The sequence below is a fragment of the Peribacillus sp. V2I11 genome (assembly GCF_030817135.1).
Lineage (GTDB): Bacteria > Bacillota > Bacilli > Bacillales > DSM-1321 > Peribacillus > Peribacillus simplex.
Genome location: NZ_JAUSYW010000001.1, coordinates 3,256,358 through 3,281,556, shown reverse-complemented (window position 1 = coordinate 3,281,556; position 25,199 = coordinate 3,256,358). Strand labels below are relative to the sequence as shown.

25 protein-coding genes, 1 pseudogene and 1 other annotated feature are annotated in these 25,199 nt (G+C 41.0%); of the genes and pseudogenes, 5 read left to right on the top strand and 21 right to left on the bottom strand.

The window, feature by feature from the left end; genetic code table 11:
* Positions 1-142 precede the first annotated feature (142 nt).
* Both QFZ73_RS15990 and QFZ73_RS15985 read left to right on the top strand, forming a co-directional pair.
* On the top strand, positions 143-574 hold the full coding sequence (locus tag QFZ73_RS15990; RefSeq protein ID WP_251430130.1) for a helical membrane plugin domain-containing protein: 432 nt from the start codon (positions 143-145) through the stop codon (positions 572-574).
* Positions 575-613: 39 nt separating this feature from the next.
* Entirely contained in the window at positions 614-1,795 is a 1,182-nt protein-coding gene (locus QFZ73_RS15985) for an NAD(P)/FAD-dependent oxidoreductase (protein WP_251430127.1), read from the top strand.
* Between the two features lie 110 nt (positions 1,796-1,905).
* On the opposite strand, the gene hxlB is transcribed toward QFZ73_RS15985, so the two are convergent.
* The 10 genes from hxlB to QFZ73_RS15935 form a co-directional block, all read right to left on the bottom strand.
* On the bottom strand, positions 1,906-2,457 hold the full coding sequence (hxlB, locus tag QFZ73_RS15980; RefSeq protein WP_307267989.1) for a 6-phospho-3-hexuloisomerase: 552 nt from the start codon (positions 2,455-2,457) through the stop codon (positions 1,906-1,908).
* The gene (gene hxlA / locus QFZ73_RS15975) at positions 2,454-3,086 is read right to left on the bottom strand and encodes a 3-hexulose-6-phosphate synthase (protein ID WP_307267986.1); all 633 of its coding nucleotides are present in this window, start codon (positions 3,084-3,086) and stop codon (positions 2,454-2,456) included. The genes hxlB and hxlA overlap by 4 nt, the downstream gene beginning before the upstream one ends.
* On the bottom strand, positions 3,083-4,366 hold the full coding sequence (locus tag QFZ73_RS15970; protein WP_251430118.1) for an MFS transporter: 1,284 nt from the start codon (positions 4,364-4,366) through the stop codon (positions 3,083-3,085). The genes hxlA and QFZ73_RS15970 overlap by 4 nt, the downstream gene beginning before the upstream one ends.
* Entirely contained in the window at positions 4,348-5,319 is a 972-nt protein-coding gene (locus tag QFZ73_RS15965; protein WP_307267981.1) for a sugar kinase, read from the bottom strand. The genes QFZ73_RS15970 and QFZ73_RS15965 overlap by 19 nt, the downstream gene beginning before the upstream one ends.
* Positions 5,306-6,076, bottom strand: coding sequence for a sugar phosphate isomerase/epimerase family protein (locus QFZ73_RS15960; RefSeq protein ID WP_307267978.1), 771 nt, complete (start codon positions 6,074-6,076; stop codon positions 5,306-5,308). The genes QFZ73_RS15965 and QFZ73_RS15960 overlap by 14 nt, the downstream gene beginning before the upstream one ends.
* Before the next feature lie 90 nt (positions 6,077-6,166).
* Positions 6,167-7,201 (bottom strand): LacI family DNA-binding transcriptional regulator, encoded by a 1,035-nt coding sequence (locus tag QFZ73_RS15955; protein WP_251430110.1) that lies wholly within the window; start codon positions 7,199-7,201, stop codon positions 6,167-6,169.
* 452 nt (positions 7,202-7,653) lie between these two features.
* A complete protein-coding gene (gene argS / locus QFZ73_RS15950) occupies positions 7,654-9,333 on the bottom strand; it encodes an arginine--tRNA ligase (protein ID WP_373458943.1) in 1,680 nt (559 codons plus the stop codon).
* A gap of 34 nt (positions 9,334-9,367) precedes the next feature.
* Positions 9,368-9,586 (bottom strand) — a binding site (T-box leader).
* A 67-nt stretch (positions 9,587-9,653) separates the two neighbouring features.
* Entirely contained in the window at positions 9,654-10,199 is a 546-nt protein-coding gene (locus QFZ73_RS15945; protein WP_307267969.1) for a response regulator, read from the bottom strand.
* Between the two features lie 94 nt (positions 10,200-10,293).
* The gene (desA, locus tag QFZ73_RS15940; RefSeq protein ID WP_251430103.1) at positions 10,294-11,325 is read right to left on the bottom strand and encodes a Delta(5) desaturase DesA; all 1,032 of its coding nucleotides are present in this window, start codon (positions 11,323-11,325) and stop codon (positions 10,294-10,296) included.
* Between the two features lie 245 nt (positions 11,326-11,570).
* Complete coding sequence (locus QFZ73_RS15935) at positions 11,571-12,080, bottom strand: DinB family protein (RefSeq protein WP_307267963.1); 510 nt, start codon at positions 12,078-12,080, stop codon at positions 11,571-11,573.
* 277 nt (positions 12,081-12,357) lie between these two features.
* Between QFZ73_RS15935 and QFZ73_RS15930 the strand changes: the two genes are divergently transcribed.
* On the top strand, positions 12,358-13,848 hold the full coding sequence (locus QFZ73_RS15930) for a LysM peptidoglycan-binding domain-containing protein (RefSeq protein WP_307267960.1): 1,491 nt from the start codon (positions 12,358-12,360) through the stop codon (positions 13,846-13,848).
* A 30-nt stretch (positions 13,849-13,878) separates the two neighbouring features.
* Here the strand turns inward: QFZ73_RS15930 and QFZ73_RS15925 are convergent, their stop codons facing one another.
* Together QFZ73_RS15925 and QFZ73_RS15920 are read right to left on the bottom strand one after the other, a co-directional pair.
* Positions 13,879-14,775 carry a DMT family transporter gene (locus QFZ73_RS15925; RefSeq protein ID WP_307267957.1) on the bottom strand — a complete coding sequence of 299 codons (897 nt, stop codon included), beginning with the start codon at positions 14,773-14,775 and terminating at the stop codon, positions 13,879-13,881.
* A gap of 43 nt (positions 14,776-14,818) precedes the next feature.
* Entirely contained in the window at positions 14,819-15,952 is a 1,134-nt protein-coding gene (locus tag QFZ73_RS15920) for an NADH-dependent flavin oxidoreductase (protein ID WP_307267955.1), read from the bottom strand.
* A gap of 136 nt (positions 15,953-16,088) precedes the next feature.
* On the opposite strand from QFZ73_RS15920, the gene QFZ73_RS15915 reads away from it, so the two are divergent.
* Positions 16,089-16,955 (top strand): LysR family transcriptional regulator, encoded by an 867-nt coding sequence (locus QFZ73_RS15915; RefSeq protein WP_307267953.1) that lies wholly within the window; start codon positions 16,089-16,091, stop codon positions 16,953-16,955.
* 67 nt (positions 16,956-17,022) lie between these two features.
* On the opposite strand, the gene QFZ73_RS15910 is transcribed toward QFZ73_RS15915, so the two are convergent.
* From QFZ73_RS15910 to QFZ73_RS15880, 7 genes and pseudogenes are all read right to left on the bottom strand, one after another.
* The gene (locus QFZ73_RS15910; protein ID WP_098373407.1) at positions 17,023-17,226 is read right to left on the bottom strand and encodes a zinc ribbon domain-containing protein; all 204 of its coding nucleotides are present in this window, start codon (positions 17,224-17,226) and stop codon (positions 17,023-17,025) included.
* Positions 17,227-17,614: 388 nt separating this feature from the next.
* Positions 17,615-18,157: a hypothetical protein gene (locus QFZ73_RS15905; RefSeq protein ID WP_251430088.1), complete on the bottom strand. Its 543-nt coding sequence runs from the start codon at positions 18,155-18,157 to the stop codon at positions 17,615-17,617.
* 402 nt (positions 18,158-18,559) lie between these two features.
* Positions 18,560-19,513: an ABC transporter permease gene (locus QFZ73_RS15900; protein WP_251430085.1), complete on the bottom strand. Its 954-nt coding sequence runs from the start codon at positions 19,511-19,513 to the stop codon at positions 18,560-18,562.
* Positions 19,513-20,445 (bottom strand): ABC transporter ATP-binding protein, encoded by a 933-nt coding sequence (locus QFZ73_RS15895; protein ID WP_307267948.1) that lies wholly within the window; start codon positions 20,443-20,445, stop codon positions 19,513-19,515. The genes QFZ73_RS15900 and QFZ73_RS15895 overlap by 1 nt, the downstream gene beginning before the upstream one ends.
* Positions 20,446-20,800: 355 nt before the next feature.
* Positions 20,801-21,040 (bottom strand): hypothetical protein, encoded by a 240-nt coding sequence (locus QFZ73_RS15890; RefSeq protein ID WP_251430079.1) that lies wholly within the window; start codon positions 21,038-21,040, stop codon positions 20,801-20,803.
* A gap of 51 nt (positions 21,041-21,091) precedes the next feature.
* A pseudogene (locus QFZ73_RS15885) lies at positions 21,092-21,596 on the bottom strand (GNAT family N-acetyltransferase).
* 114 nt (positions 21,597-21,710) lie between these two features.
* Positions 21,711-22,361 carry an HAD family hydrolase gene (locus tag QFZ73_RS15880; RefSeq protein WP_307272819.1) on the bottom strand — a complete coding sequence of 217 codons (651 nt, stop codon included), beginning with the start codon at positions 22,359-22,361 and terminating at the stop codon, positions 21,711-21,713.
* Between the two features lie 304 nt (positions 22,362-22,665).
* Here QFZ73_RS15880 and QFZ73_RS15875 point away from each other — a divergent pair, with 304 nt between their 5' ends.
* Entirely contained in the window at positions 22,666-23,463 is a 798-nt protein-coding gene (locus QFZ73_RS15875; protein WP_307267938.1) for a peptidoglycan-binding protein, read from the top strand.
* Between the two features lie 92 nt (positions 23,464-23,555).
* Here QFZ73_RS15875 and QFZ73_RS15870 read toward each other — a convergent pair whose 3' ends face one another.
* Positions 23,556-24,080, bottom strand: a complete 525-nt coding sequence (locus QFZ73_RS15870; RefSeq protein ID WP_373459012.1) for a GNAT family N-acetyltransferase — start codon at positions 24,078-24,080, stop codon at positions 23,556-23,558.
* A 20-nt stretch (positions 24,081-24,100) separates the two neighbouring features.
* The gene (locus tag QFZ73_RS15865; RefSeq protein WP_307267931.1) at positions 24,101-25,105 is read right to left on the bottom strand and encodes a phosphotransferase enzyme family protein; all 1,005 of its coding nucleotides are present in this window, start codon (positions 25,103-25,105) and stop codon (positions 24,101-24,103) included.
* Positions 25,106-25,199: the final 94 nt, after the last annotated feature.

The window sequence follows — 25,199 nt, the reverse complement described above, 5'->3', positions numbered from 1 at the left end:
TTTTCATGTAACTAAAGGGATATACTATAGGATAGCTTTTATTACATTTTTGATAGTATTTTTTCTGGTCACACATTGTGTAATATTTTACAAGTTTTTCTATTTACATCAACAAAATGCTCAATGCAAAGGAGAATTGGATATGTCAGAAACGATTACCCAATCACAAACTGAACAACTTAATGCCCGCCAAAAACAATTAGATGTACTGGACCAATTATTAAAGCCTGAGGTTCAGGAATCATTGAACACTTTAGTTGAGCAGTTACCAAAACTGACTGAGTTAGTGAATATTTTAACAAAGTCTTATGATTTCGCTCAATCGGTAGCGACCGATGATGTTTTGAAAAATGATACGGTCAGCGCCATTTCGGAGATCGCGACACCTGTAGTCCATTCAGTGAAAGGGCTTGCGGCTAATGCCATCGAAGCCAAGGATCGTGCTGAAGTGAATAATGATGTAATCGGTCTTTTTGGTCTGTTAAGGATGATGAAAGATCCGCAAGCACAAAAACTTTTCCGTTTTGCCCAAGCTTTTCTTGAAGTCTCTTCAGAACGTAAAAACCAAAAATAATTTGATAAACTTTCAATCAGTAAGGACGGGGGATTAACTATGTCAAAACAAATCGTCATCTTAGGTGCAGGTTACGCGGGATTACTATCTGCCTTATCCGTACGTGAATATTACAATAAAGATGAAGTTCAGGTTACAGTGGTGAATCAATTTCCAACGCACCAAATCATCACCGAATTGCACCGTCTTGCAGGCGGATCCATTTCTGAACAAGCCGTTTCCATTCCTTTGGAAAAGCTTTTCAAAGGAAAAGATATCGACCTTATCATTTCCAAAGTGGAGTCTTTCTCAGTCGATAACAAAGAAGTGAAACTTGCCAATGGTTCCACTTTATCTTATGATGCCCTGGTTGTTGCTTTGGGAAGCCAAACAGGATTCTTCGGCATTCCGGGACTTGAGGAAAACAGCATGGTCTTGAAATCCGTAAATGATGCAAACAAGATTTACAAACATATCGAAGATCGCATCCGCGAATATGCACAAACGAATAATGAAGCGGACGCAACCATCGTGATCGGCGGCGGCGGATTGACGGGCGTCGAGTTAATCGGTGAAATCGTGGATCATTTCCCTAAAATCGCCAAAAAGTTCGGAGTGGACTTCAGGGATTTGAAAATCAAGCTTGTAGAAGCTGGTCCAAAAATCCTTCCGGTCCTGCCTGATCACTTAATCGAACGTGCGATGACAAGCTTGGAAGCACGCGGCGTTGAATTCTTGACAGGTCTGCCTGTAACGGGTGTTAAAGGAAATCAAATCGAATTGAAAGATGGACAAACGATAACTGCCAATACGCTTGTTTGGACAGGCGGAGTTGCGGCTCTTCCTATCGTAGGCGAATCAGGCCTTGAAGTGGATCGCGGCAAAGCAACCGTTAATGGGTATTTGCAATCGAAATCCCATAATGACGTATTCGTTGTCGGGGACAGTGCCGTTGCTTTCCCTCCAGAAGGCGGCCGTCCATACGCTCCTACTGCACAAAATGCTTGGCAAATGGGTGAGCTTGTTGGTTACAACCTATATGCTGCCTTTGAAGGCAAGAAACTTGAAGAATTTTCACCTGTAAACTCAGGTACACTTGCGAGCCTTGGCCGTAAGGATGCGGTGGCAACCGTTGGGGCCAATAACACGTCCCTTAAAGGCCTGCCGGCAACATTGATGAAAGAAGCAAGTAATGTTCGCTATCTATCACACATCAAAGCCCTATTCAGCCTGGCTTATTAATTTATTAACGCCGTGACATGTCACGGTGCATGCCCTTTATTCCCGTTTGGGAGTAAGGGCATTTTTCGTTTCCAAAAAGGCGGGGCCCCGCTGAAGGAGCCCGCCATATTTCACTCTACATTACTATGTTTGGAATAACTGAGCTCGTGGCTTATGGACTCGGTTAATGAATAGTCCAAGCATACTGCATCACATAAAACATGTACACATTGATCAAACAATGAACTTAACGGCTGGACGCTTTTCGTTTCATGGTCCAAGTGATTTTTCGTAGCAGCCGGGATCACCAAGACCTCATGAGAGACATTCGCTAAATCCGATTGGTCATTCGTCGTGATCGAAAACACCTTGCATCCCACTTCCCTGCCTTTTGCCGCAACCGATATCACACTTTTGGTCGAGCCGCTCCCGCTAATGGCTATGATCAGATCGCCTTTCGCAATAGAAGGAGTAATCGTTTCCCCGACTGCATAGACGTTTAAGCCAAGGTGCATCAATCTCATCGCAAAGGCTTTGGCCATGAAGCCCGATCTGCCTTCACCCACGATGAATATCCGGGTGTCCGACCGTAAATTTTTTAGGAGCGCATCCGTTGCCCCTCCGTCCATTTTGTGAAATACACCGTGCAATTCCTCTAAAATAACCGCAATTTCCTTTTTCAAACTTCCTTCACACCCTTCTCCCCATTCACCGTCTCCTTAAATAGAAGGGCAGCTTTTGCTGGATACTTTGCTTTTGTAATCGCCGAGACAATGATGATGACATCAAGCCCCTTCCTGATCATTACAGGCAAGGACGAAAGAGTGATCCCTCCTGCTGCCGCTCTCATGGACCCAGCATGATTTCTCATATTGATCATGGCATGACCTGAATTCTCCTGGCTGTCCTTGCTTACATGCTCACAGAATATCGCCTGATTGTAAATCCGTAATTGCTCAAGCCGGGAATCGGATACATTCAATAAATCGATCATGATCTGCCCCTTGTATTCATACGCCTTTTCCAGGCATTTTTGGATGGTTACATCCGATGCAGCCCCCATTACCGTAGCTACATCAGCCCCGCTTTGAAAACAAAGATCCATTTCATAAGCCGCATTGTCCATCGTCTTCATGTCGGCAACGATTCTTTTATCCGGAAAGTGATTTTTCATTTCTTTGATGCTATTCACTCCGAACTCTTTAATCAGGGAAGTCCCCACCTCAATCCAATCAATCGAGGCTTCCAGGCTTCGTGCCATATCAATGGCTTCCTCCATAATCATGCGATCCAATGCCAGCTGAATTTTCAAGACGAAACCACCCCCATTTGCTTGACTGGCGTAACCGCAGGCTTTTTGACCATCAATGTGAGTAACGCAGAAATCAATAAAGATCCCGCCATGAAAATATAGGATGCTCCGGGCCCGCCGGTCAGTCCGTTTAAATATCCAACGAAATAGGCACCTACAAATGAGCCAAGCGCCCCCATGCTATTGATCAGGGCCATTGCTCCGCCAGCCACATTCCTTGGAAGGATTTCAGGAATGATGGCAAAGAACGGTCCATACGGGGCATACATCGCACCGCCTGCAATGACCAACAGGGCATATGAAAGCCAGAAATTCGATGTGCCTAGCATGAAGGACCCGAAGAATGCGATTGCCCCCACAAGCAGCGATGTCCAAACGAACGTTTTCCGATTTAATGTTTTATCCGAAAAATAGGATAGTGCCAGCATCGAAATGACCGCTAACAAATAAGGTCCGGATGAAAGCCAGCCCGTTGCCACTATATCCATGTTCGACGCCTGTTTAATAATGGACGGCAGCCACATGACGAACCCATAAACCCCGATGCTCCACATGAAGTATTGGATACTGAGCACGATGACCTGCTTTGACTTAAAAGCTTCCCTATAATTTTTCACAGGTTTTAATGCAGCCTGTTCTTTCTGGAGGATAGCTTCCATATCTTGCTTTTCCTGATCTGTAAGCCACTTGGCATCTTTGGGACGGTCATTGACGAGCTTATACCAGATAAACGCCCACAGGACAGCCGGAAGCCCTTCAATGATGAACAGCCATCTCCAGTCGAATGCCTTCAATAGGTAGCCGGAAAGGATCGACATCCACAATACAGTAACAGGATTCCCCAGAATCAAAAAGGTGTTGGCCCGGGAACGTTCTTCTTTTAGGAACCAGTGGCTCAGGAAAACGAGCATCGCAGGCATAACAGCGCTTTCAACAACACCAAGCAGGAAGCGAATCGGATAGAGCCATGCCACACTTGTCGCCATCCCCGTCAATGTGGCCAGTCCTCCCCAGAGAATCAAGCTCCAAAAAATCAGGATCTTGGCACTTTTCTTTTCTGCGTAATGTGCACCTGGAACTTGAAAGAAGAAATAACCAAGGAAAAACAGCGCGGCCAGAAAGGAAGATACCCCGGCTGTGATATTAAGGTCTTCCCCCATTCCTCCCGCTACGCCAAACCCATAGTTGGCACGGTCGAGATAGGCAAGACTGTAAGTGATGAACACTAGGGGGATCAATCTCATCCACCTTTTTCTCGAAGCTACTTGTAATTGAGACATGATTGAAGCACTCCTTTTTTCATAAAGTGTTCTAGCTCTTCCATATTAGGGAGGCCTTCGTGATCTCCGGAAGACATCACGGCCTTGGCCCCCATCGCATTTCCGCGTAAAACTGCTTCTTCATACAATGCCCCTTCCAGTAAAGCACTTATTACACCGACAGCGAACCCGTCTCCTGCCCCTACGGTATCCACGACTTCCGTTACGGCAAAACCCGGTACCTCCTTCCTTTCATTTTGGGTCGCAAAGTAGGCTCCTTCTTCCCCGAGTTTAATCACAACAAGCTTAACACCGAGTTCGAGGTAGTAACTGGCGATATCCTCCTTGTTGCTGTATCCTGTAAGAATTTCACCTTCCTGCATGCCGGGAAGCAGCCAATCCGCCTCTTCCGCAAACATATTGACGATGCTGATCATCTCCCTTTCATTCGGCCAGAGTGATGGACGAAGATTCGGATCGAATGAAACGGTTACCCCCTTTTGTTTCAGATGATTCAAGACTTGCCACGACAGCTCTCTGAAACTGCTGGAAATGGCAGGAGGTATCCCCGTTAAATGCAGGTGCTGAGTTGAAGGGAGCTTCTCCAGGGGAAAGTCCTCCAGGGAAATCTTACTGGCGCTTGAATTCTTCCTAAAGTATTCAACGACCGGATCTCCTTGTTCGACTTTCGATTTTAACTGGAACCCAGTTGGATTGAGCGGATCCACCAAAACATTGGAGACATCCACCCCCTCATTTGTGAGCGTTTTCATAATCATGCGCCCGAACGAATCATCCCCCACTTTGCTCATCCATGCAGTTTTGATCCCTAACCTTGACAGGCCGATCGCTACATTCGTTTCCGCCCCCGCCACATAACGTTTATAACTAAAGCACTCTTCAAGATTCCCTGGCTCATCCGCTATGAACATCGCCATAGCTTCTCCCATCGTCAATACCTTAAGCTCGCTCATGGCTAACACCCCGCTCCATTTTCATGTGTGAAATATAGGTTTCTACATTTTCCAGGGTTACCGGGAATTCAATCGCTCTCGGGCATGAACCACTGAAACGTTCCATTAACTCTATTACCTCAGGCTGCAGCGGCAAAGATACCGGCTCGGTCACCCATTCCTCTTTCTCGCGCTTCACTTGCTTCAAATGAATATAGTCCACATATCCCGCTAAATCTTTCGCAGCCTTGATTGGAACTTCTTCTGTATACAGCCAGTTGCCCGTATCGAATGTCAATCTAATCGGGATGCCGAACTTTTCGGTGCGACTCAGGAAATGAGCGATTCGGTTTACATTTCCACCTCCAGGCGTTTGATCGTTCTCGATGGTGATTTTCAATTCACGGTTTTGCAGATTTTCCACCAAGACCTCATTCATCCGAAACATATCAGTTTCAAAGAAATCGTAGTTTCCTAGAGGCATCTTCAGCAATTCCGCTCCCAGTTCATCCGCTTCCCTTGCCAAGCGTTTAAAACCTATTTCATTCATTTGATGGTCTGTTCCGATCAGGAAATCAGGAGCGGAATAATAAATGTCCAAGTTAAGCTCCCTGCATAAGGCACCCAACTCTTCCAACATATCATCCGGGCCCAATAGCTCTCTTCTGATTTCGATTCCATCAGCTCCGGCAGCCGCTGCCGCTTTTATGATTTCAAGATGTCCGAGCGTTTGAAGCACTTCCAGTGGTATTGAATTCATGCATACAAAGACTTCCATCGTTTATCCTTCCTCCTTATGAATGTGTTCCATCAGAAATGGTACCGGTACCATTTTATTTTTAAATAAAGTCTTCCTTGCTTAGAAGACTTATTTCTGTATAAAAGGCGTCGTTTGCCTAACATTCAATTTCGCTTGATACGCCATTGTCTGCGCTGGGGAAACCTGTCCATCAATGCGGCGCAGGATCATTTCCATAGCAGCGACCCCGATTTGGTATGTGGGCTGTTCAATCGTTGTAATGCCCGAATAAACAATGGTGCTCCAATCCGGATTATCAAATCCCATCATGGCTAAATCTTCCGGGACCGACAGTTTCTTTTCTTGTAAAAGTAAAATTAATTTTAATAGCACGACACTATTTGCCGTCAATATAGCTCTTGATACGCCTTTGGAATCATCTAAAAAATGCTGGAGCTTGGACTCGACATCTTTTAAATCGTCGACATTGACCTCATAAACATCACCTGAACTCGGATGACTGTGGCTCATCAGCGTTTGCTGAAAGGATAGCCGCCGTTCATACCTGGTACTGACTTTGCTTGCAGGTTCGCTGAAAAACGCAATTCGTTCATAATTTTGGCCAACCAAATAATTGACCGCTTGTGAAGTAGCGTGAAAATTATCCAATCCTACCGTATCGATTTCAAGATCTGGCACTTTCCGATCCAAAAGGATGATCGGGGTCTTTTGCACTTGCATCTGTTTTAGCATGTCGTGATTTCCGCCAGTCGTATGAATGATAAGCCCGTCGATGCGATGGGATAGAAGCATATCAAAATAGCCTCTTTCCTTCTCGGGGTTATTATCCGAATTGCAAATCATCAGATTATATCCATTCTGGCTGCATATATCTTCAGCCCCCCGAAGGATGGCCGTCGTATATGGATTGTTGATATCCGCCACGATGATTCCAATCAAATAACTCTTATTGCTTTTGAGCCCTCTTGCCATCGTATTTGGACGGTACTCCATTTTGTTGATCGCCAGCTCGATTTTCTTACGGGTTTTGTCAGAGAGTTCATCATATCTCCCCCCTAAATACCGGGAAACGGAGGTTTTTGAAACACCTGCTTCTCTAGCAACATCGTAAATTGTAACTTTTGCGTTTTCTTGTTTAACCATTTCATTCATCCATTCGCGAATTTTGGAACCGGTTCCATTTTTATAAATATTAACACATTGCCAATGAATGTCAATCCATTTTATTCATATTCTTTCCACATCAATTTTAATAGCAGGGACTGCTTTTGAAAAAAGAGCCTCATCTTCCTGTTCCTGAATAAACACTCTTGGTTGAAAAATTGGAAACAACATTTACCATGAAGCATATGAAAAATAAAGTAGTATCACTGCACCAGGGCTGCCTTAGATGCACTCCGAATGCGACTAACGATAGACTTGTATGCACATAAAGACATAAAGGCTGGCGAGGAAATCACGATCAATTCAACGTTGAACTTGAGATAAATCCCTTATGGTTCAATGTCATCGAGTAGGCATTTGTGCATCCATTTTATAAGAATCCATTTTGAAAGATCAAAATGGATTCCTTTTTTTGCAGGGATTATTTAAACTTACATTTTATTCGGCGCCGAAATTCCCAATAAACTTAACGCATCCTTCAAAACAATCGCTACGGAAAAAGCGAATGAGAGCTTCATTTGTTTCCATTCATCTTCAACTAAGATTTTCGTATGTGCATAATACTTATTGAATGCACGAGATAACTGCAAGCTGAATTTCGCGATTTGTGATGGGTCGGCTTGTTCAAATGATTTTTGGACAATGATCGGGTATTGCTCCAGCAGCTGGATGACTGACCACGCATATTCCCCTAAAGCGTCATACTGGATGGCCTGCTCTTTAAATTCACCTTTTTCAAGCAATGAGGAAATTCGCGCAAATGTGTATTGTACATATGGACCCGTTTCTCCCTCAAAATTCATCATTTGCTCTAATGAAAAATCAATATCGTTCATGCGGTTATTTTTTAAATCATTAAAGATTACCGCTCCGACACCAACCTGTCTTGCAACCAGTTCTTTCTGTTCAAGCGCTTGATTTTTTTCTTCAATATTGCGCTTCGCAGTTTCGATCGCCTCTGCCAATACATCCGCAAGCAGCACGACTTTCCCTTTACGTGTCGACATTTTCTTACCGTCTTTCAACATCATGCCAAATGCTACGTGCTGCAAATCCTTTGACCAATCATACCCCATTTTTTCTATGACGTTAAAGAGTTGCTTAAAGTGCAGGGATTGTTCGTTTCCGACAACATAAAATGTTTTCTTCGCCTCATACTGTTTTTTACGATACATGGCTGCAGCTAAATCACGCGTGGCATAAAGTGTCGCACCATCCGTTTTCGTAATCAAACAAGGCGGCATATCTTCCAATTGAACGACATAGGCACCTTCGGATAGGGTAAGTAAGCCATTTTCTTTTAGTTCCCCGACAACAGCATCCATTTTGTCATTGTAAAACGCTTCGCCGGCATAGGAATCAAAACGGATGCCCAATAAGTCATAAATCGTCTCAAATTCTTTTAGAGACGCATCCCTGAACCATTTCCACAATGCCAGTGCTTCCCCGTCCCCATCTTCAAGCGACTTGAAGCTTGCGCGTGCTTGTTCATTCAACGATTCATCCGTTTCAGCTCTTTCATGGAACTTCACATAGATTTTCAATAATTCCTCAATCGGCGAAGCTTCGATTGCCTCTTTGTCGCCCCACAGCTTATACGCGACAATCAACTTACCGAATTGCGTGCCCCAATCTCCTAAATGATTAATACGCACGGCATTGTAGCCATTTTTTTCGGCAATGTTGGCCAGTGCATTCCCTATGACCGTTGAGCGTAAGTGCCCCATGGAAAAGGGCTTGGCAATATTCGGGGAGGAATAATCAATCACGACATTTTCCTGTACAGGCTGCATCGAACCATACTGATCCCTTTCCCTTAATATCGTTTGCAGCACGTTTTCCGTCACCATCTGTTGATTGACGAAGATATTCAGATAACCCCCCACTACGTTCACTTCTTGGATCAACTTACTGTTTAATTGTTGGGCTATTTCAGACGCAATCACTTGAGGCGATTTTTTGAATTTTTTCGCAAGAGTAAAGCACGGAAAGGCGACATCGCCTAACTCCATCAATTTTGGCTTTTCCATTAATTTTTCTATTTCACTTGCTGGCATCTCATTGTTCAAAGCAGTTGAAATCAATTCTGCAATTGGTTTATTCATCGTCATTTTCCCTCCTAAACAAAAAAGCCCCCGCCTCTAAATAAGAGACGAGAGCATGAATTCCCGTGGTACCACTCTAGTTGCCACAAATTGTGACCACTTTCCATTGTTAACGAGGTGACTCCCCGATTTTCCCTACTAAACGTTTCAAGAAATTTCTCCAAAGTGCGCTTCATTCATCCGTCCTGCATTAGGCTCCCACCATCCCTAACTCGCTTTCCATTTCAAAATGAACTACTCTCTTCATCACAGAATTTTCAATATTATAATTTAATCCATCGTACACAATTTAAAAAAACGTGTCAACAGGATTTAAGAAACAAATCTTAACCAGCCGGTAACTTCATTTTATCCTTGATGGTCGAAAGATATTTCCTTACTGTCCCTATTGTGCCGCTTTGCTGATTAGACGGTTCAATTTTGGATTGACCATCGGCTAAAAGCCCTAACACTCCCATTTCCCGGCCATAATTGCCGGAAGACTCATCTATAAGTTCTGGGGAGTATATTCGCTTGCCATCCATTATGCTGCGAATCGAGCAGGCTAACTCTTCAATCGGGCTATCCTTCAATAAATAACCACTTACATTAGCTTTTAATGCGAGTTGAAAATAACCAGTCCTTCTAAATGTCGTTAAAATGACCACTTTGCATTCAAATGACTTTAAAGATTCCGCAGCCTCAAGTCCGCTCATTACAGGCATCTCCATATCCATGATACAAACATCAGGCTGTAATTGCTGTACAAGAGACATCGCTTCTTCTCCATTACTGGCTTGCCCGACAATTTCTATATCTTCTTCAAGATTGAGTAGAGAACTTATTGCCTCTAACAGCATTTGCTGATTTTCTGCAATGACAATTCGAATCATTTTTAAGTTCTCTCCTTTATCGAGTTCCTTATATGAAACAAAGACTCCCCAAAATCCAAGGATTAATAAGGGAGTCTGAAATGATACATGAACGTTACAGTTCAGATTTAACTTGAGCGGAAACGCTTTTTTTCGTTAAATATTTGATGTCTTTAAAACCAACAAAATTCTTGGATTCCTCATCCCATAAACGGAAACGGAGTGAGCGCAAGCTTGTCGCAAGAGTAATCGTTGGAACGTTCTTTAAAGGCTGCGTATTATTGTGAGCCATTTCCAATTTATAGTTAGGTACCCTTGGACTTAAATGGTGAACATGATGGTAACCGATATTACCAGTAAGGAACTGCATCAGTTTTGGAAGCTTATAAAAAGAACTTCCCTCCACTGCTGCCAATACATATTCCCACTCCTCATTTTCTTCAAAATAAGAGTCCTCAAATGTGTGCTGGACGTAAAACAGCCAAATGCCCACTGAACCAGAAATCATGAAAATGGAACCTTGTACCAGAAGGAACGACTGCCAGCCTACTGCCAGGCAAAGCAATGTTGCTAATACGACGATTAATGCATTCGTCAAATACGTATTCATTTTCTCCTTCTTTCTAGCACCTTTGCGGTTAAATCTATTTTTAAGAAGGAATACATAAATTGGACCAATACCAAACATAACCAATGGATTGCGATAAAAACGATAGGCAAAACGAATTTTAAGCGGTGCAGCCAAATATTCATCCACCGTAAGGGTCCAAATATCTCCTGTACCCCGCTTATCCAAATTACCGCTTGTCGCGTGATGCACAGAATGCTCATGCCCCCATTGATCAAACGGGAATAAAGTCAAAACACCCATGATCGTACCTACTGCTCTATTCGCACGGCGGCTTTTGAAAAATGAATGATGGGTACAATCATGGAAAATAATGAATATTCTTGTCAAGAAGCCAGCAGCAATCACGGCTGGAACTAAAGTTAACCAATAAGAAACGGAAAGGCTTATATATGCTAGGTACCATAAAATGATGAACGGCCCCAAGGTATTGACGATCTGCCATATACTTTGCTTTGTCGTTGATTGTTCAAAAGGAGCAATTTGTTTTCTCAAGTTCTTCGTATTTTGCAAGGTCATTATTCAATTGCACTTCCTTTTATTTGTCGTTATACATATTATAAAGAAATCAACCTGATATTATTAGTACCAGGTGTCATGACTAGAAGATGACAAATGTCATGTACAAGTCATTTTCAACGGCAAACGTAAAAAAGGCCAACCAGAAAAAATTGGTTAACCTGTCCTATGTATAGGGTTTCGATATTTTCAAAATTACAGGTAGCCTTCACGGAACTATCTTTTTTTGCCAAATTGAAATCCAGTTACTTTCCTTTTAAAAATAAATAAAGACCATAATCCGTCGAAGCAGAAGCATGACCCATTTGCCGTAACATGGCTGTGATATTGCCACGGTGATATGTTCCATGATTCACGACATGGGGTACCAATTCGGCTACACCTGTTTTCATTTGGCCGCCAGATGGATTCTCAATCATAAGAGGCTTATCTATATTTTCTTTTTGGCTAAGCAACGATTTGTACTGCTCGGATAACTTAAAAAACATGGCCTCCATTTCCTCTAATTCCTTTGACACTGTTTGTTCTTTCCGTTGTTCAGCCAACATCAATGCATGTTTCATGCTTTTACCGGAAAAAACCTCCACCCACCCCAGATCGGAAAGATACACATGGGCCATCACACTCGATATCGATGAAAACACACTTTGAACTTCTTGATGGTAAACATCCCTTGGAAGCTCTTTTAAGCGGTTGAAAATCTGCTTATTTGCCCATACGTTAAAATCATAAAACTGTAATGCAAAATGTGACATATAAAATATCCCCTTCTTCATATATGGACTAGAACTAACAAATTAATTGTCATTCTGCGGAATAATTCGACCTACAGCGATATAATTCGATCTACCTTAGTGTGGGTGTTGCTGCAACAGCAGAATCGTAAATCCTTTTTAGATCCCTATTCCTTCTATATAGTGCCTTTCCACAATGTACCTCTATTTTATAGCTATTCTCCATAGTAAACTAGTAAAGTTAAATTTTACAAAGGGGAATAAAATAATTGTGAAAAAATTCTTTGGATGTTTTATTATGTTAAGCTTCCTTTGTATGTGTCTCTTTCCAACCAATGGTCATTCATCAAGTAAAACCCAATACATAGGTTCTGTTAAAGTGGACAATACAAAAGTTTTTAGTTCTCCTAAATTAAGTTCTATTCTATTAAATACCTTAAAAAAAGGCGAGGAGTTTCCCGTCATTTCTTCTGTCGTTGGGGATTCCGCGGGGCCTATCATTCATAAAGTAAAGACTGGAAACACATTATGGAAAGTAGCCAATCAATATGGAGTTTCAGTAAGTGCATTACAAAAAGAAAACAAATTGACTTCTACTGAAATTACTGTTGGCCAAAGCCTGAAGATTCCCCAGAAATATAAGATCCATAAAGTTGCATCAGGCGATACCTTGTGGAAGATTTCTTCTAAATATAAGGTAACCACAAGTGATTTGACGAAATTAAATAACTTACGCACAGTTACCCTTAAAGTGGGCCAAAAATTGAAGATTCCGGATTATTACTACCAAGTTCAATTGCTAAACGGAAAAAAGGGATGGATAATGAAATCCCAACTTCAAAAAAAAGCGCAAAAACGTATCGTCATGGGCTGGACGCATAATGGATCGAAAGAAAACTACACCCAACAAATTAAACAGCCCAATTTAAATGTAGTATCTCCCCGTTCCTATACACTGACAGATACCGGTAATTATGTTTCCGTTTCTGTAGATGCAAAATTCGTCCAAAACGCTCATAAACAAGGAAAACAAGTTTGGCAGCTTATCGGTAATAAATTTGACCCTGTTTTAACTGGTTCTGTACTAGGCAGTACCAAAAAGCGCCAGAAATTAGTTTCAACTTTACGGGATTCACTTGTTAAAACTAAAAGTGATGGAATAAATGTAGATTTTGAGAACATCGATCAAAAAAATAAGAAGGACTTTGTACTTTTCATAGGCGAACTAAAAAAGGCATTAAAACCACATGGAATTAAAGTATCCGTGGATGTCACCCGGGAAAATGACGACCCTTTTTGGTCAAAAAGCCTGGATAGGAAAGCTCTTGGCAAAATAGCGGATTACATAATCATAATGGGTTATGACGAGCATTGGGGAGGGAGCCCAGTAGCCGGTTCCGTTTCTTCGTTACCTTGGATCAAAGAAGGAACGAAGCTTTTAATGAAAGAAGTACCTGCTCATAAGATCATATTGGCTGTACCATTTTATACGAGGGAATGGGTAACCGATTTATCGACCAATAAAGTGAAAAGTCATGACCGTACCATGGCTGAGGTCAACAAAATCATTTCATCTCATGGACTTAAAAAGGTATGGGATAAAAAGACCTCACAAAATTACGTGGAATATACTTCCAAAGGGAAAAAGCATCAAATATGGATAGAGGATAAAAAATCAGTGAAGCTCCGGATTGTCCTGGTAAAACAAAATCATCTAGGCGGTGTATCTGCTTGGTACATTGGATCGGAAACACCTGACATTTGGGATGTCTATCATTTTAATCAATAGGTTAATAAAAAACCATAAAGGAAAAAGGCCTCACATTGTGTGCGGCCTTTTCTCCATGACACCATTTTCATTCGGTCTTGAAGTCTTAAGCGAATAGACCACCCCAATGAATATCAATGAAATACCCAAGATTTGAATCCTGTCCGGTTGAAACCCTGAAAGCAGAATATCCAAAAGGATGGCAACTGCCGGATCTACAAAAATCATGAAAGATACTACATTTGTAGGCAAATGGCGAATGCTATTAAAAAATAGAAGATACACGACGCCTGTATGAATGATGCCAGTAAGTACCGTATACAACCATTCGGAAGCTTTTAGCGTTGTGTATACTGAAAAATCCACAAAAGGAATCAGTAATAGGAATCCAATGAACATTTGCAGAAAAGTGGTCGCATATACACTTGTCTTTTTAATGCCCTTTCCTAAAAGCATGGTTGCCGCATAGAAAAATGCCGCAATGATTCCATACATGATCCCTTCCCATTCAGGAGTTGATGATCGAAATCCATCTGTTCCCATAATGAATAATGTGCCAATGAAGCAAAGGGAAATGGCCAGGATGGAGAATAAACTCATTTTCTCCTTAAAGATGAAGCTCCCTATAATGAGTACAATGATCGGGGCTAAATGATAAAGAGAAATGGCAATTGTCACGGATATCAGTTCGAAAGATTTAAAGAGGAATATCCAGTTTAACAAGTTGGCCACCGCGCAGAAAATGATGAGCCTTACCTCTCTGAAATTCCATATTTCGTTCTTGAAATGTCCGGTAATCATCCATGCTGCACATAAGAATACAGCAGCACAAATGCAGCGAACAAAAACCAGTTCCAATGCAGGAAGTCCTGATAGTTCTGAAAAGAAACCGACAGAACCAAAGATTGTCATGGCTAGAGACAGTTGAAAAAGTGCTATTTTATTCATTGAATTTCCCCTCATGAGATTACCATTTTTTACATCCATATAATCATTTCTCGGGCATGCCGTCACGAGAGATGATATTCTCCCACATTTGGTCTGGAATCATTAATGTACACCTGCTATCGCGCGGCAAGGTCGTCATGATCTCGTCTTCCCTACCTTCCTTTATTTTACTGGCCCAGTCCGGTTCCATCAGTAGTTCTCTTCCTAATGCGAAAAGCGGTATATTTTTCTCAAGCACAGCATTTGCTTCCTCTGGAGTATGAATCGATCCAAGTGATATGAAACTGGTCCTGCCAGCGATGATATCGCGGATGATTTCGGTCCTTGTTAACCCCATGTTCAATCCACTTCTGGCGATGGACCAGACATTTTTAACAGAAAGATGTAAATAGGAAAGCTCTTGACTTGCCAATTCATCCACCCATGCAGCTGTGTCATCCATTTTCAAACCGCCTTCTTCCGGTTCTTCGGGGGAAAAGCGATACCCAATAATGAATTCCTTGTCTGCGTATAGATCACGGATCCTCTTCACCTCCGCGATGACGGCAAGTGGAAAATGCATTCTATTCTCCAAATTCCCTCCCCAATGATCTCTCCGTTTGTTAGAGTGGGGTGAAAAAAACTGCTGAAGGAGATATCCATTCGCTCCATGGATTTCCACGCCGTCGAATCCTGAACGAATGGCATGGCGGGTGGCTCTTCCAAAGTCTTGAATAGTGGATAGAATCTCAGTGTGGCTCATTGACCTAGGAATGTATTCCCCGCCCATTTCTTTATAAACGCTTGCAATGATACCACTCGGACTAACCATTTTTTCTCCGCCTGTACAGCTTGGAAGGCTCTCGCTTCCGCCATGATGAAGCTGGAGGATGGCTTTTGCACCCTTTGATTTGATTGTTTTTGCAAGCTGTGTGAGTCCAGCGATGCTTTGTTCATCATATACTTTCATTTGCCGGGGAAAGCTTGTAGCAACAGGGGAAATGGCGGCAGCGGCAGTTATGAACATGGCAGGTCCATCTGCTCTTCTTTTATAGTAAGCTAATTCCTGGTCAGAAACCAAGCCATCCTCCTGACCTGAATAAGTGGTCATGGGCGCAACTACAATCCTGTTTTTAAGAACCGATCCATTAGAAAGCATGTACGGTGAAAAAATTTGCTCGTATTTCCGTTTCATCATTTTCCCATCACCCATTCGCATTTTATTTTTGTAATTTTATTGTATTCTCGACCACACCATAAGTAAAATGAATGTTTTTCATTACTTGGATTAGAGTTTCTCATGTATAATAAATTAGAAGAAAGGTGTGGGGCACTTGAACTTTTTTCAGCTGGAAGTCTTTTTACAAGTTGTTGAACACGGAAGTTTTACGAAAGCGGGAGACCGGATCGGACTGACTCAATCAGGCGTGAGCCATAACATTACAGCACTTGAAACGGAACTTGGTGTGACTTTATTAAAGCGTGACCGCAAAGGTATAACACTCACGACTGCAGGGGAACAGGTTATTCCACATATGCGGGCCATCACTGCCAACCTTGCACATATCGAGCAAAAAATTGCAGCTGTGAATGGAATGGAAGTCGGGAAAATAACGATCGGCTGTTTTCCAAGCTTCACTGCCAGATTCATACCGCAGCTATTCTCTATCTTTAATGAAAAATACCCTAATATCGATCTACTGATTCATGAAGGTGGATATGAGGAAATCTTAAAATGGATCGAAGAAGGAACAGTGGACGTGGGCTTTGCAGCAAAACCAGTGAAGAACGTGGAATTCATCCATCTGCTAACAGATCCTTTATCAGCTGTCGTATACGAAGGCCATCCACTTTCTGAGAGAACCGCAATTAACCTTGAGGACTTCGTTGATGAACCATTCATCATGCTGCGATCTGGCTGTGAAACACTTATAGAAGATAGATTCCTGGAAGCCAAGATAAAACCAAACATTTCATACGACATTAAAGACAATCAAACGGTGCTTTCAATGGTAGCAGGGAAATTAGGCATCACGATTATGCCCGACCTGGCTCTGCCGGAAAAACCGGAACGTATCAAAAGCCTGCCCTTGAATCCAGAACTTTCCCGGGAGATTGGATTGGTCATGAAGTCGTCTAAAGACCTTTCACCCGTCGCAAAGGAATTTTCAAAAGTCGTTCAAGACCATTTCATCGGGTAATGGGCTGACATCATGAAAAAACAAAAATCCCCTTTTCATGAAAAAGGGGATTCTTTTCGTGCAGTGATCATCCAAAGAATAGATCCAGCAGATTACTGCCTGCCGATGATTGCTTATTATAAAACTCCGAATAACCGCAATTCTTGCAATACACAACCGTAAATTGATTATTCTGGACGTCGAACATTTTTGACAATCCTGTTCCTGTCATGGCTACATCCTTCTTAGCAGCATCATTGCTTCCACATTTCATGCAACCCTTTTCGTTCATGAACCTTCATCTCCCAATCTATAAAATGATAAATGGAACCGTTTTCCAGCACCGTACATAATTAAATATACGGATAAAGTAATAAATGGTTTCAGAACTTATAAAAATTAGAAATTAATCCCTCTATCATTCCCCCTTAAACTTTAAATTAGGCAAAGCATGATATGATACACACTTATTGCAAAATAATAGAGTAAAACCATATGCAGAGCATCATTTAGAGGAACCGGGGTATCATCAAGTTTAAAAATGCATATACCCCAACAAATATGATTGGTTAAATGATGTAGTGATGGATGAAATTTTTTTGAACATATTCTTTATCGCATCGCTTTCTTATTCACTTAAACGGCCAAACCTCTTAATCGAGGACACTCGTGAAAAAACATTAAATGACATCTGCATCATCCAATCGTATTTCTGCAACCCTTCCACCTTGAACACACCAAAATTCTAAAGTAATATTCCGTTTATGGTCAATGTAGCCGATAATATCCGCTCCCTGTTCATAACTTTTATAATAATGATCTCCATACTTCGAAAGAACGTCCGCTTTCTTACTTCCTAATTTAATACCTTTGCTTGTTTGTAGGGAGTTTTCAAATAGATCGTCGTCCGTACTTGAAATGATTAACCGCATAATTTTCCCTTTATCCTCGTCTGTATTAAAAGAGGCCGTTTTTAACCCGCCTTTCCAATAATAATAATCATATGCATTATTATTATCTTGATCGATGGGTTCTCCATATTCCCTAATAAATTCTGGACTCAATATGTTATCCAAAACTTTAAATCCCCCGATAGATTCATCAGACAAATCTGTTGATTTTGTCAATTTTTCAGAGAATGCCGAGTACACATAGAAACCTAATGCTGTTCCAATAATAATAAGTACAATCATTAACTTTCGTTTATAATGCATTTTCCCCATCTTTAAATCTGCTCCCTCTCTATCGGATTATTTTCGCTTAGGCCAAATTATTCCCGCATAGGCCGCAATTTAATAGTGTATTGTACATATCCTATGCTGTAAATGGAGGTACTAACTAGCAAACAGGCGACCCCCATTATGAATCCTCTGCCTATCCCGACTATCCATTGTGATATGATCATGCCTTTTAAAAATAAAGAGAATCCTATAAGTCCAATTAACAGAACCTTATTTTACACCCCTGTTACACAACCGGAATATCCTTATATTATCTTATACGGATAAATTTGGATGAAAGTTTCACTTTATGCCTGATTCAAGTAGCAAATGGCTCATGCACTCTTTGTTGCATAAGAAAAACCGAAATCAGCCACTGATTTCGGTTTTTTCGGTAAGGATTATTTAATTAGTGATATCTTTTTTCTGGAAGAAGAAGAAAGTTAGCGCTAAAAAGATCAGGTAATAGACGCCAAGTACGCCCATTGAAAATCCAAGGGTAGCTCCATCGAACATTTCTATGGTTCCGGAAATATAGCCCCTTAAATCAAGGTGGGGGAATAAGACGAATTTTAACCACTCGTATTTTCCGATGAATGATTGAATGACCATATTTAACGTCGAAGAAGCAAATAGGATGAAAATGGATATACCTACTGCAAGTGCTTGGTTTTTAAATAATGTGCTTAACATGAAAGCGATGGTCGTGATGACCAAGAATCCCGGTATCCAGTAAACGATCATGTCCACGAAATATTCTCCGACTACCACCGGACTGAATTCACCGAAAGATGCGGGATCCATTATTTTGTCTGAATACGAGCCATTGCCAAAAAATATGATTCCGATTAGATAACTGAATATAAGTAGGCTCGCCAATAATAATGCTGCAAATAACAGGGAAGTAATATATTTGGAAAGCAGAATCTTCCAACGTTTATAAGGCCTGATCAACAGTTGTTTGATGGTACCATCCGAAAACTCCGAGGAAACGAGCGAGCTGCAAACAATAACGACGAATAAAGTGACAAATGATGTTAATGATGTAGTCCATTCAGCCATATAGGTCCAATTCGTGTTTAAGTCAGGGTTTATATTATCAGCCAACAGTTGCTTGTTGTAATTAATCTCGTCCATGATCGCGGCTTTTTCATCTTCACTGATTTCCTTAGCTTCCATAGCCTGTTGCTGTTCCTGTATATCTGCCTTTAACTCTTGCTCCCAATCTTTACTCGTTTCGGGAATCAGTTTATAATCGATGACTGCAGCCCCTAATGCTGCCAATAAAAGAAAAGCTATGAATATATAAGTTGATACTTTTGAAAAGATTTTCATCCATTCATTTTTTACTAAGGACATCATACAGACTCCCTCATTTCCTGCTCAGTGATTTCAAAGAATTTGTCTTCCAGTGATTTTCTAGTAATGCCAATTTCATAGACATCCAGTTGATTTACATTAAAACTCCTGTTTATCTCGGCCGTTTGTTCACGAGTGGCCGATACGGAGATTGTTTTCGCATCATATTTTAGAATCGTAATGTCCCCAAACTGTTCTTGAAGGATTTTTTTAGCTAGCTCCCCATCACTGACAGTGAATGAAACTTCATTGATCGTTTCGGTTTTTTCATCAATAATATGTTCTTTCGTATGTATCAGTTTTCCCTTTTCGATAACGGCAAAACTATCACACATCAATTGCATTTCCGATAGCAAATGTGATGAAATCAATATTCCGACGCCTTCACTTGCCAGTACTTTCAAATAATCACGAAACTCACGAATCCCTTGTGGATCCAAGCCATTCGTCGGTTCATCAAAAATCAATAACGACGGTTTATGTAAAATGGCCTGTGCCACGCCAAGGCGCTGACGCATCCCTAATGAATATGTTTTAACCTTCTTATCGATGGCATGATCCAGTTTGACAAGCTTTATGACCTCTTCCATTCTCTCATTGGATATGTCATTGGATGACATTCGGGCATAATGAAGGATATTCTTCCTGCCTGTAATGTACTTATAAAACTCCGGGTTTTCAACAATGGCCCCCAATTGATTCATCGCACCTTCGAAATCATTATCGAGGTCACTGCCATTGATCATGACAGTACCGCCCGTACGATTGATAAGACCTGTGATCATACGGATGATAGTGGTCTTACCAGCCCCATTCGGACCAAGCAAACCAAATATTTCATTACTTTTTATTTCAAAGCTAACATTGTCTACGATGGTTGCTTTTCCAATTTTTTTAGTTAAGGATTGAACCTTAAGAACCGATTCAGACATATAATACCTTCCTTTTTTTATATTTTCCAAAATCACACAATTTCACATTACCATATTATGCATATTATTACTATACTGATATTTGGATATAAGCACCCCTTGAATCAGCTGCAATCAATAGATTTGAATTTTACCGTTCTTTTACACAATGATCGTTTCCCTCCCTATCCTTATCTCGCAATAACATCGAACTCTCGTTAATGCCTTCCGTCGGAGTAAACTTCCCGCCCCTATGATTGATAACACTGCCATCGCTTTAATATCAACAATTCCTATGTATCATTATCATTTAGTACGATTCCCAAAGAATAAAGTTTCAGCATTATTTTACCTAATAAGGTAAAATAATGGATAATCATAAGTTGAGCAATATATAGGTAAAGCCGATAGAAACGGCCAGACCCAATGCAAATAGAAGGATTTTTCTAATAGTGGAAGGTAAAAGCTTATATATCATCATTAAAATTACATCGATGAAATTCGTTGGCATTCCGGAGCCGAACTCTTTGATCTCTTTCTTTTTGCCAAAAATGGCGAACCACATTATAAAAAGACCACATAAAATAAAAATGATGGAAAAAATCTTATATCCCATTGTATGTCACCCGTTTCCTCATAGGTTAAACGATATTGTTATATTCTTATCTTAACAGGGGTTTCCTGATTCAAGTTTCAAAATGAATTCTTCAACCTCTTTGCCCCTTGCATAGGAATAACCTTTGTCCTCATCGAATCTTTCAAACCCGCATTTCTCCAATACTCGGAAGGATGCAAGGTTCTCCTTGGCTGCGCGGGCATAAAGAGGGCGGACTTTTATTTCCGGCAAAAAATTGAGCAGTGCTTCTGAAGCGATTCCTTTACCCCAATATTGCCTCCCGATCCAATAACTCACTTCCGGGTTACCAAACTGTTCAAACTTGAGAATGCTACCCGCAACACATCCGTTACAGATTATCGTCATTTTTTGAATATCCCGGTTCGATAAGATGTTCTTCCAGTGTTTCAAAAAAGCCGCCTTGTCTGATGGATCCCTAATGTGAAAGCAGCCATATCGTTTGCGGCAGGATCCAATTGCTGCTCGAAAAAGATAGGAAGATCGCTCTCCTGACCTCCCGCAGACGAACTCCTTCGCCGTTGATATGCACTCCCATAACCTCACCCACCCCACCAAAATATAACATTCATTAAAAACCAGAAAAACCGAAGACTCTGCCATCTTCGGCGCGGTTTCATTCCTTTATCATACTATAAATTCCTTCGAAGGCTTATTGCTCAATATGTTTTATAACTTCAGACAAGCTCTTATCCAACATGGATCGGAGGCGTAAATGATGATTTTGAAAAGCTAGAGCCTCCGTTACGGGATTTGGAACGATTACACACTTTAATCCTGCAGTAAGGGCCTCTTGAAGCCCATTTAAGGAATCTTCAAATGCTACGGCTTCTGTGGGCTGAATGCCTAGGACTTCAATTGCCTTTACATACAAATCAGGCGCTGGTTTTACTTGTTCGACTTCATCCCCTGTGATAATAACTTCAAAATAATGAAACAGCCCGAGTTCCCCAAAATGATGAGTGACCCACTCTTTTGTCGAGCTTGAAGCGAGGGCGATTTTATATCCATTTTTTTTTGCTTCTTCTAAATAATCCTTTACACCTTCACGTGCCTGTGAGGTTTTCATTTTTACTTCATGGAGGCTTTTTGCTCTGGATTCAATTTCTTCGATATTACAACTTTCCCCCAGCTGATCTTTGAAGTACTGATTAAGTTCAGTATTATCCGTCCCGATACATTTAACAAAATGTTCCAGAGGCAAATCAGATTTATAAAAAGCCATCGTTTCTTTATATGCCTCATACCAAACCGTTTCTGTGTCTAAAATTAAACCATCAAAGTCGAAAATAACTGATTTAATCAAAATGATTTCCTCCTTTAACCGTGAAATAGAATTTCTTTTAACTTAAACGTACATGAATGAATGCCCTTTGTACAACCAAACTATTTCGTTCGTTCCAAGTGAAGCCTGATTCTTATCGATGAAATCCAGAATTCGCTAATTACTAAGGACAAGGTAACCCGATCTCCGCCTCATTTCTATTCTTTCTGTTACATGTTTTAACAATTCCTTAGTGCCTTCGCGGTGTTTTTCCTTATCTGCGCCTTAAAGAGTGATAGTTTAACGAATCGTTTAACTGCAGGAAACAACGAGGAGGATAAACATGAAGAAAATCTTATTAACGATCCTAACGGCTTCTGTATTCATTCTAGGAGTATGTATGCCAACAAAAGGCGAAGCCGCTGCTTTGGATCGCACACTTTCGTATGGAATGAGTAATGGTGATGTTAAAGACTTACAAGAATTATTACTGACAAAAGGGGTTTTTCCCTATCATGAAGCAACAGGTTACTTCGGACCGATTACAAAAGAATCCGTAAAGAAGTTTCAGGAAAAATCAGGACTGAAAGCCGATGGAATAGCAGGAACACAAACGAATCAGAAAATACAGGTACTGAAAAGCGGGGATATGGGAAGACCTGTAGCTGAACTGCAAAGGTTATTGAAGGCCTGGGATGTTTACACATCAACGATCGATGGCATTTATGGAACAGGTACAAAGCAAGCCATCATGAACTTTCAAAAGCAAAAGGGATTATCAGCTGACGGAATAGCCGGTGCCCGGACCTTCAGTAAATTAGAAGAAAGAGCCAGTTCAGCAAGCTCAGCCGTTAAAGAACTGACGGTCACAAGTACAGCATACACAGCGAGCTGCGAGGGATGCTCAGGCACTACAAGAATGGGCGTTGACCTAAAAAAATATGATGATGCCAAATTGATAGCAGTCGATCCGAACGTGATTCCGCTAGGCTCCATCGTTGAAGTCGAAGGCTATGGACAAGCAATCGCTGCAGACACGGGCGGCGCCATCAAGGGAAACAGAATCGATGTATTCATCGCGAGTGAAGATGATGCTTTAACGTGGGGAAGAAAGCAAGTGAACGTGAAAGTAATTAGATGATGCATGACATAAACACCGTTTTACTATAAAAATAGATACATAACAAAACCGGAAGAGCATGTATTGAATCAATTCATGCTCTTTTGGTCTGTTCAAACCATTTTGTACATGATAATATCATCGACGTATTCACGTTCACTTATCTTGAATTCCTTGACTTTACGGCCCTCTTCAACAAATCCCATCTTTTTATACAGTGATATTGCCCGCTGATTTGTTGAAAAAACTCCCAAGCTCACCTTTTCAATGAACGGATTTGCTTCTGCCCATTCCAATAATGCTTTTATAAGCTCTTTTCCAATTCCTTCCCCTCTATAATTTTTCCTGATCATCATTCCAAATGAGCCCTTGTGAGACATTCTCTTCCTATTTTCCGCTTGAAATACTATCCATCCCATGACCGCACCATTTAGTTCGGCCACGATGATGGTTTCTCGTTCATTTTCCAATAACCTTCGTATCCAATCCCTTTGTTGTTCTGGTGTTTTATTGAACTCCTCCGATACGGCAATAAAATACTCGCCTTCGGAAATAACGGCATTCTGTATATCCAAAACCGCTTCCGCATCTTCCAATTCACCAGTCCGAACCCTATATGCAAGTCGATTTTTTTTCATTTCTGACATTCCAATCCCCCTCAATGAACCACATTCGGATCGAAGTGAACAATAGGACGGCTTTCGATAATTCTACGTTCGATTTTTTGAACGGTTTTGCATAATTGACTATCCGCATTCTTCAAATCGTATTTTTTATGAAAAAAATTATATAACGTTAAATCCCTTAACTTTAAAAATAGAGGAATCTTTTCATATTCCACAGGTTCAAGGATATTTTCCGTTCCATAACCTTTTATGAACTCCCTCATGAACTTGGCAGCATATTCATCGATCCCTTTTACCCCTTCACGTTCCAAGCTCCACATCAAATAGTACAGCGGTATGGCCAAATCGCTGGCAAACCAGTGATAAGAACAGTCATCAAAATCAAAAACATGAATCTTACCCTCATGAAAATGGAAATTGCCGTTATGTATATCAGAATGAATCAATCCAAAATTATCTTGATGAACCGGAAGGGCATTTAAGTTCTTCATGATTAATTCTTGTTGGTGCATCAATTGCTCTGGAACATCGGATGAATAGAGTTGGACATTCAATAATTCTTCTTCATACCAATCCAGCCTTTTATATTTTTTTTCAGGCTTATAACCTTTTGTTTGTTTATGCATTTGGCCAATGGTTCTTCCCCATTCAAAAAATAAAGGTTCGTCAAAATTTTCATCGGTGACTTTCATCCTTACACCAGGAGCTTTTTCAAACAGGCAACAATAAAATTCCGTACCATCCAGACCCTTTACAATTTCAACTAAGTTATTTTCTTTCGAAGAGATGACTTTAGGAATTTTACTACCATTATTCTGTAAATGCTCAATCCACTTTAACTCCGCAAGCACTTGACCTTTTGTACGATGTGATTGATGTGTCATTCTTAAGATGTATGGCGTTCCATCCCCGTAAACCTCGAAAACGTAGTTCTCTGCATCTCCAAGTTTAACCGGACTCCCAGCATTCACTTGAAAAAAATGTCCAGCCAATTTCACCAATTCATCAGAAAAAATCCGCTCAACCGACGCTTCCATGATCTTCACTCCCATTAATGATATGGCTAACTTTATTAATAAAAACGATTTATACTATGCTTTATACGATACCAAAATGCCTTTTCCCTTTATT

What these genes read in the sequence shown, in the direction of transcription:
- QFZ73_RS15990 (WP_251430130.1), top strand. Translation starts at nt 143, where the DNA reads ATGTCAGAAACGATTACCCAATCACAAACTGAACAACTTAATGCCCGC.
- QFZ73_RS15985 (WP_251430127.1), top strand. Translation starts at nt 614, where the DNA reads ATGTCAAAACAAATCGTCATCTTAGGTGCAGGTTACGCGGGATTACTA.
- QFZ73_RS15970 (WP_251430118.1), bottom strand. Translation starts at nt 4,366, where the DNA reads ATGTCTCAATTACAAGTAGCTTCGAGAAAAAGGTGGATGAGATTGATC.
- QFZ73_RS15965 (WP_307267981.1), bottom strand. Translation starts at nt 5,319, where the DNA reads ATGAGCGAGCTTAAGGTATTGACGATGGGAGAAGCTATGGCGATGTTC.
- QFZ73_RS15960 (WP_307267978.1), bottom strand. Translation starts at nt 6,076, where the DNA reads ATGGAAGTCTTTGTATGCATGAATTCAATACCACTGGAAGTGCTTCAA.
- QFZ73_RS15955 (WP_251430110.1), bottom strand. Translation starts at nt 7,201, where the DNA reads ATGGTTAAACAAGAAAACGCAAAAGTTACAATTTACGATGTTGCTAGA.
- argS (WP_373458943.1), bottom strand. Translation starts at nt 9,333, where the DNA reads ATGACGATGAATAAACCAATTGCAGAATTGATTTCAACTGCTTTGAAC.
- QFZ73_RS15945 (WP_307267969.1), bottom strand. Translation starts at nt 10,199, where the DNA reads ATGATTCGAATTGTCATTGCAGAAAATCAGCAAATGCTGTTAGAGGCA.
- desA (WP_251430103.1), bottom strand. Translation starts at nt 11,325, where the DNA reads ATGACCTTGCAAAATACGAAGAACTTGAGAAAACAAATTGCTCCTTTT.
- QFZ73_RS15935 (WP_307267963.1), bottom strand. Translation starts at nt 12,080, where the DNA reads ATGTCACATTTTGCATTACAGTTTTATGATTTTAACGTATGGGCAAAT.
- QFZ73_RS15930 (WP_307267960.1), top strand. Translation starts at nt 12,358, where the DNA reads ATGTTAAGCTTCCTTTGTATGTGTCTCTTTCCAACCAATGGTCATTCA.
- QFZ73_RS15925 (WP_307267957.1), bottom strand. Translation starts at nt 14,775, where the DNA reads ATGAATAAAATAGCACTTTTTCAACTGTCTCTAGCCATGACAATCTTT.
- QFZ73_RS15920 (WP_307267955.1), bottom strand. Translation starts at nt 15,952, where the DNA reads ATGATGAAACGGAAATACGAGCAAATTTTTTCACCGTACATGCTTTCT.
- QFZ73_RS15910 (WP_098373407.1), bottom strand. Translation starts at nt 17,226, where the DNA reads ATGAACGAAAAGGGTTGCATGAAATGTGGAAGCAATGATGCTGCTAAG.
- QFZ73_RS15905 (WP_251430088.1), bottom strand. Translation starts at nt 18,157, where the DNA reads ATGGGGAAAATGCATTATAAACGAAAGTTAATGATTGTACTTATTATT.
- QFZ73_RS15900 (WP_251430085.1), bottom strand. Translation starts at nt 19,513, where the DNA reads ATGTCCTTAGTAAAAAATGAATGGATGAAAATCTTTTCAAAAGTATCA.
- QFZ73_RS15895 (WP_307267948.1), bottom strand. Translation starts at nt 20,445, where the DNA reads ATGTCTGAATCGGTTCTTAAGGTTCAATCCTTAACTAAAAAAATTGGA.
- QFZ73_RS15890 (WP_251430079.1), bottom strand. Translation starts at nt 21,040, where the DNA reads ATGGGATATAAGATTTTTTCCATCATTTTTATTTTATGTGGTCTTTTT.
- QFZ73_RS15875 (WP_307267938.1), top strand. Translation starts at nt 22,666, where the DNA reads ATGAAGAAAATCTTATTAACGATCCTAACGGCTTCTGTATTCATTCTA.
- QFZ73_RS15870 (WP_373459012.1), bottom strand. Translation starts at nt 24,080, where the DNA reads ATGAAAAAAAATCGACTTGCATATAGGGTTCGGACTGGTGAATTGGAA.
- QFZ73_RS15865 (WP_307267931.1), bottom strand. Translation starts at nt 25,105, where the DNA reads ATGGAAGCGTCGGTTGAGCGGATTTTTTCTGATGAATTGGTGAAATTG.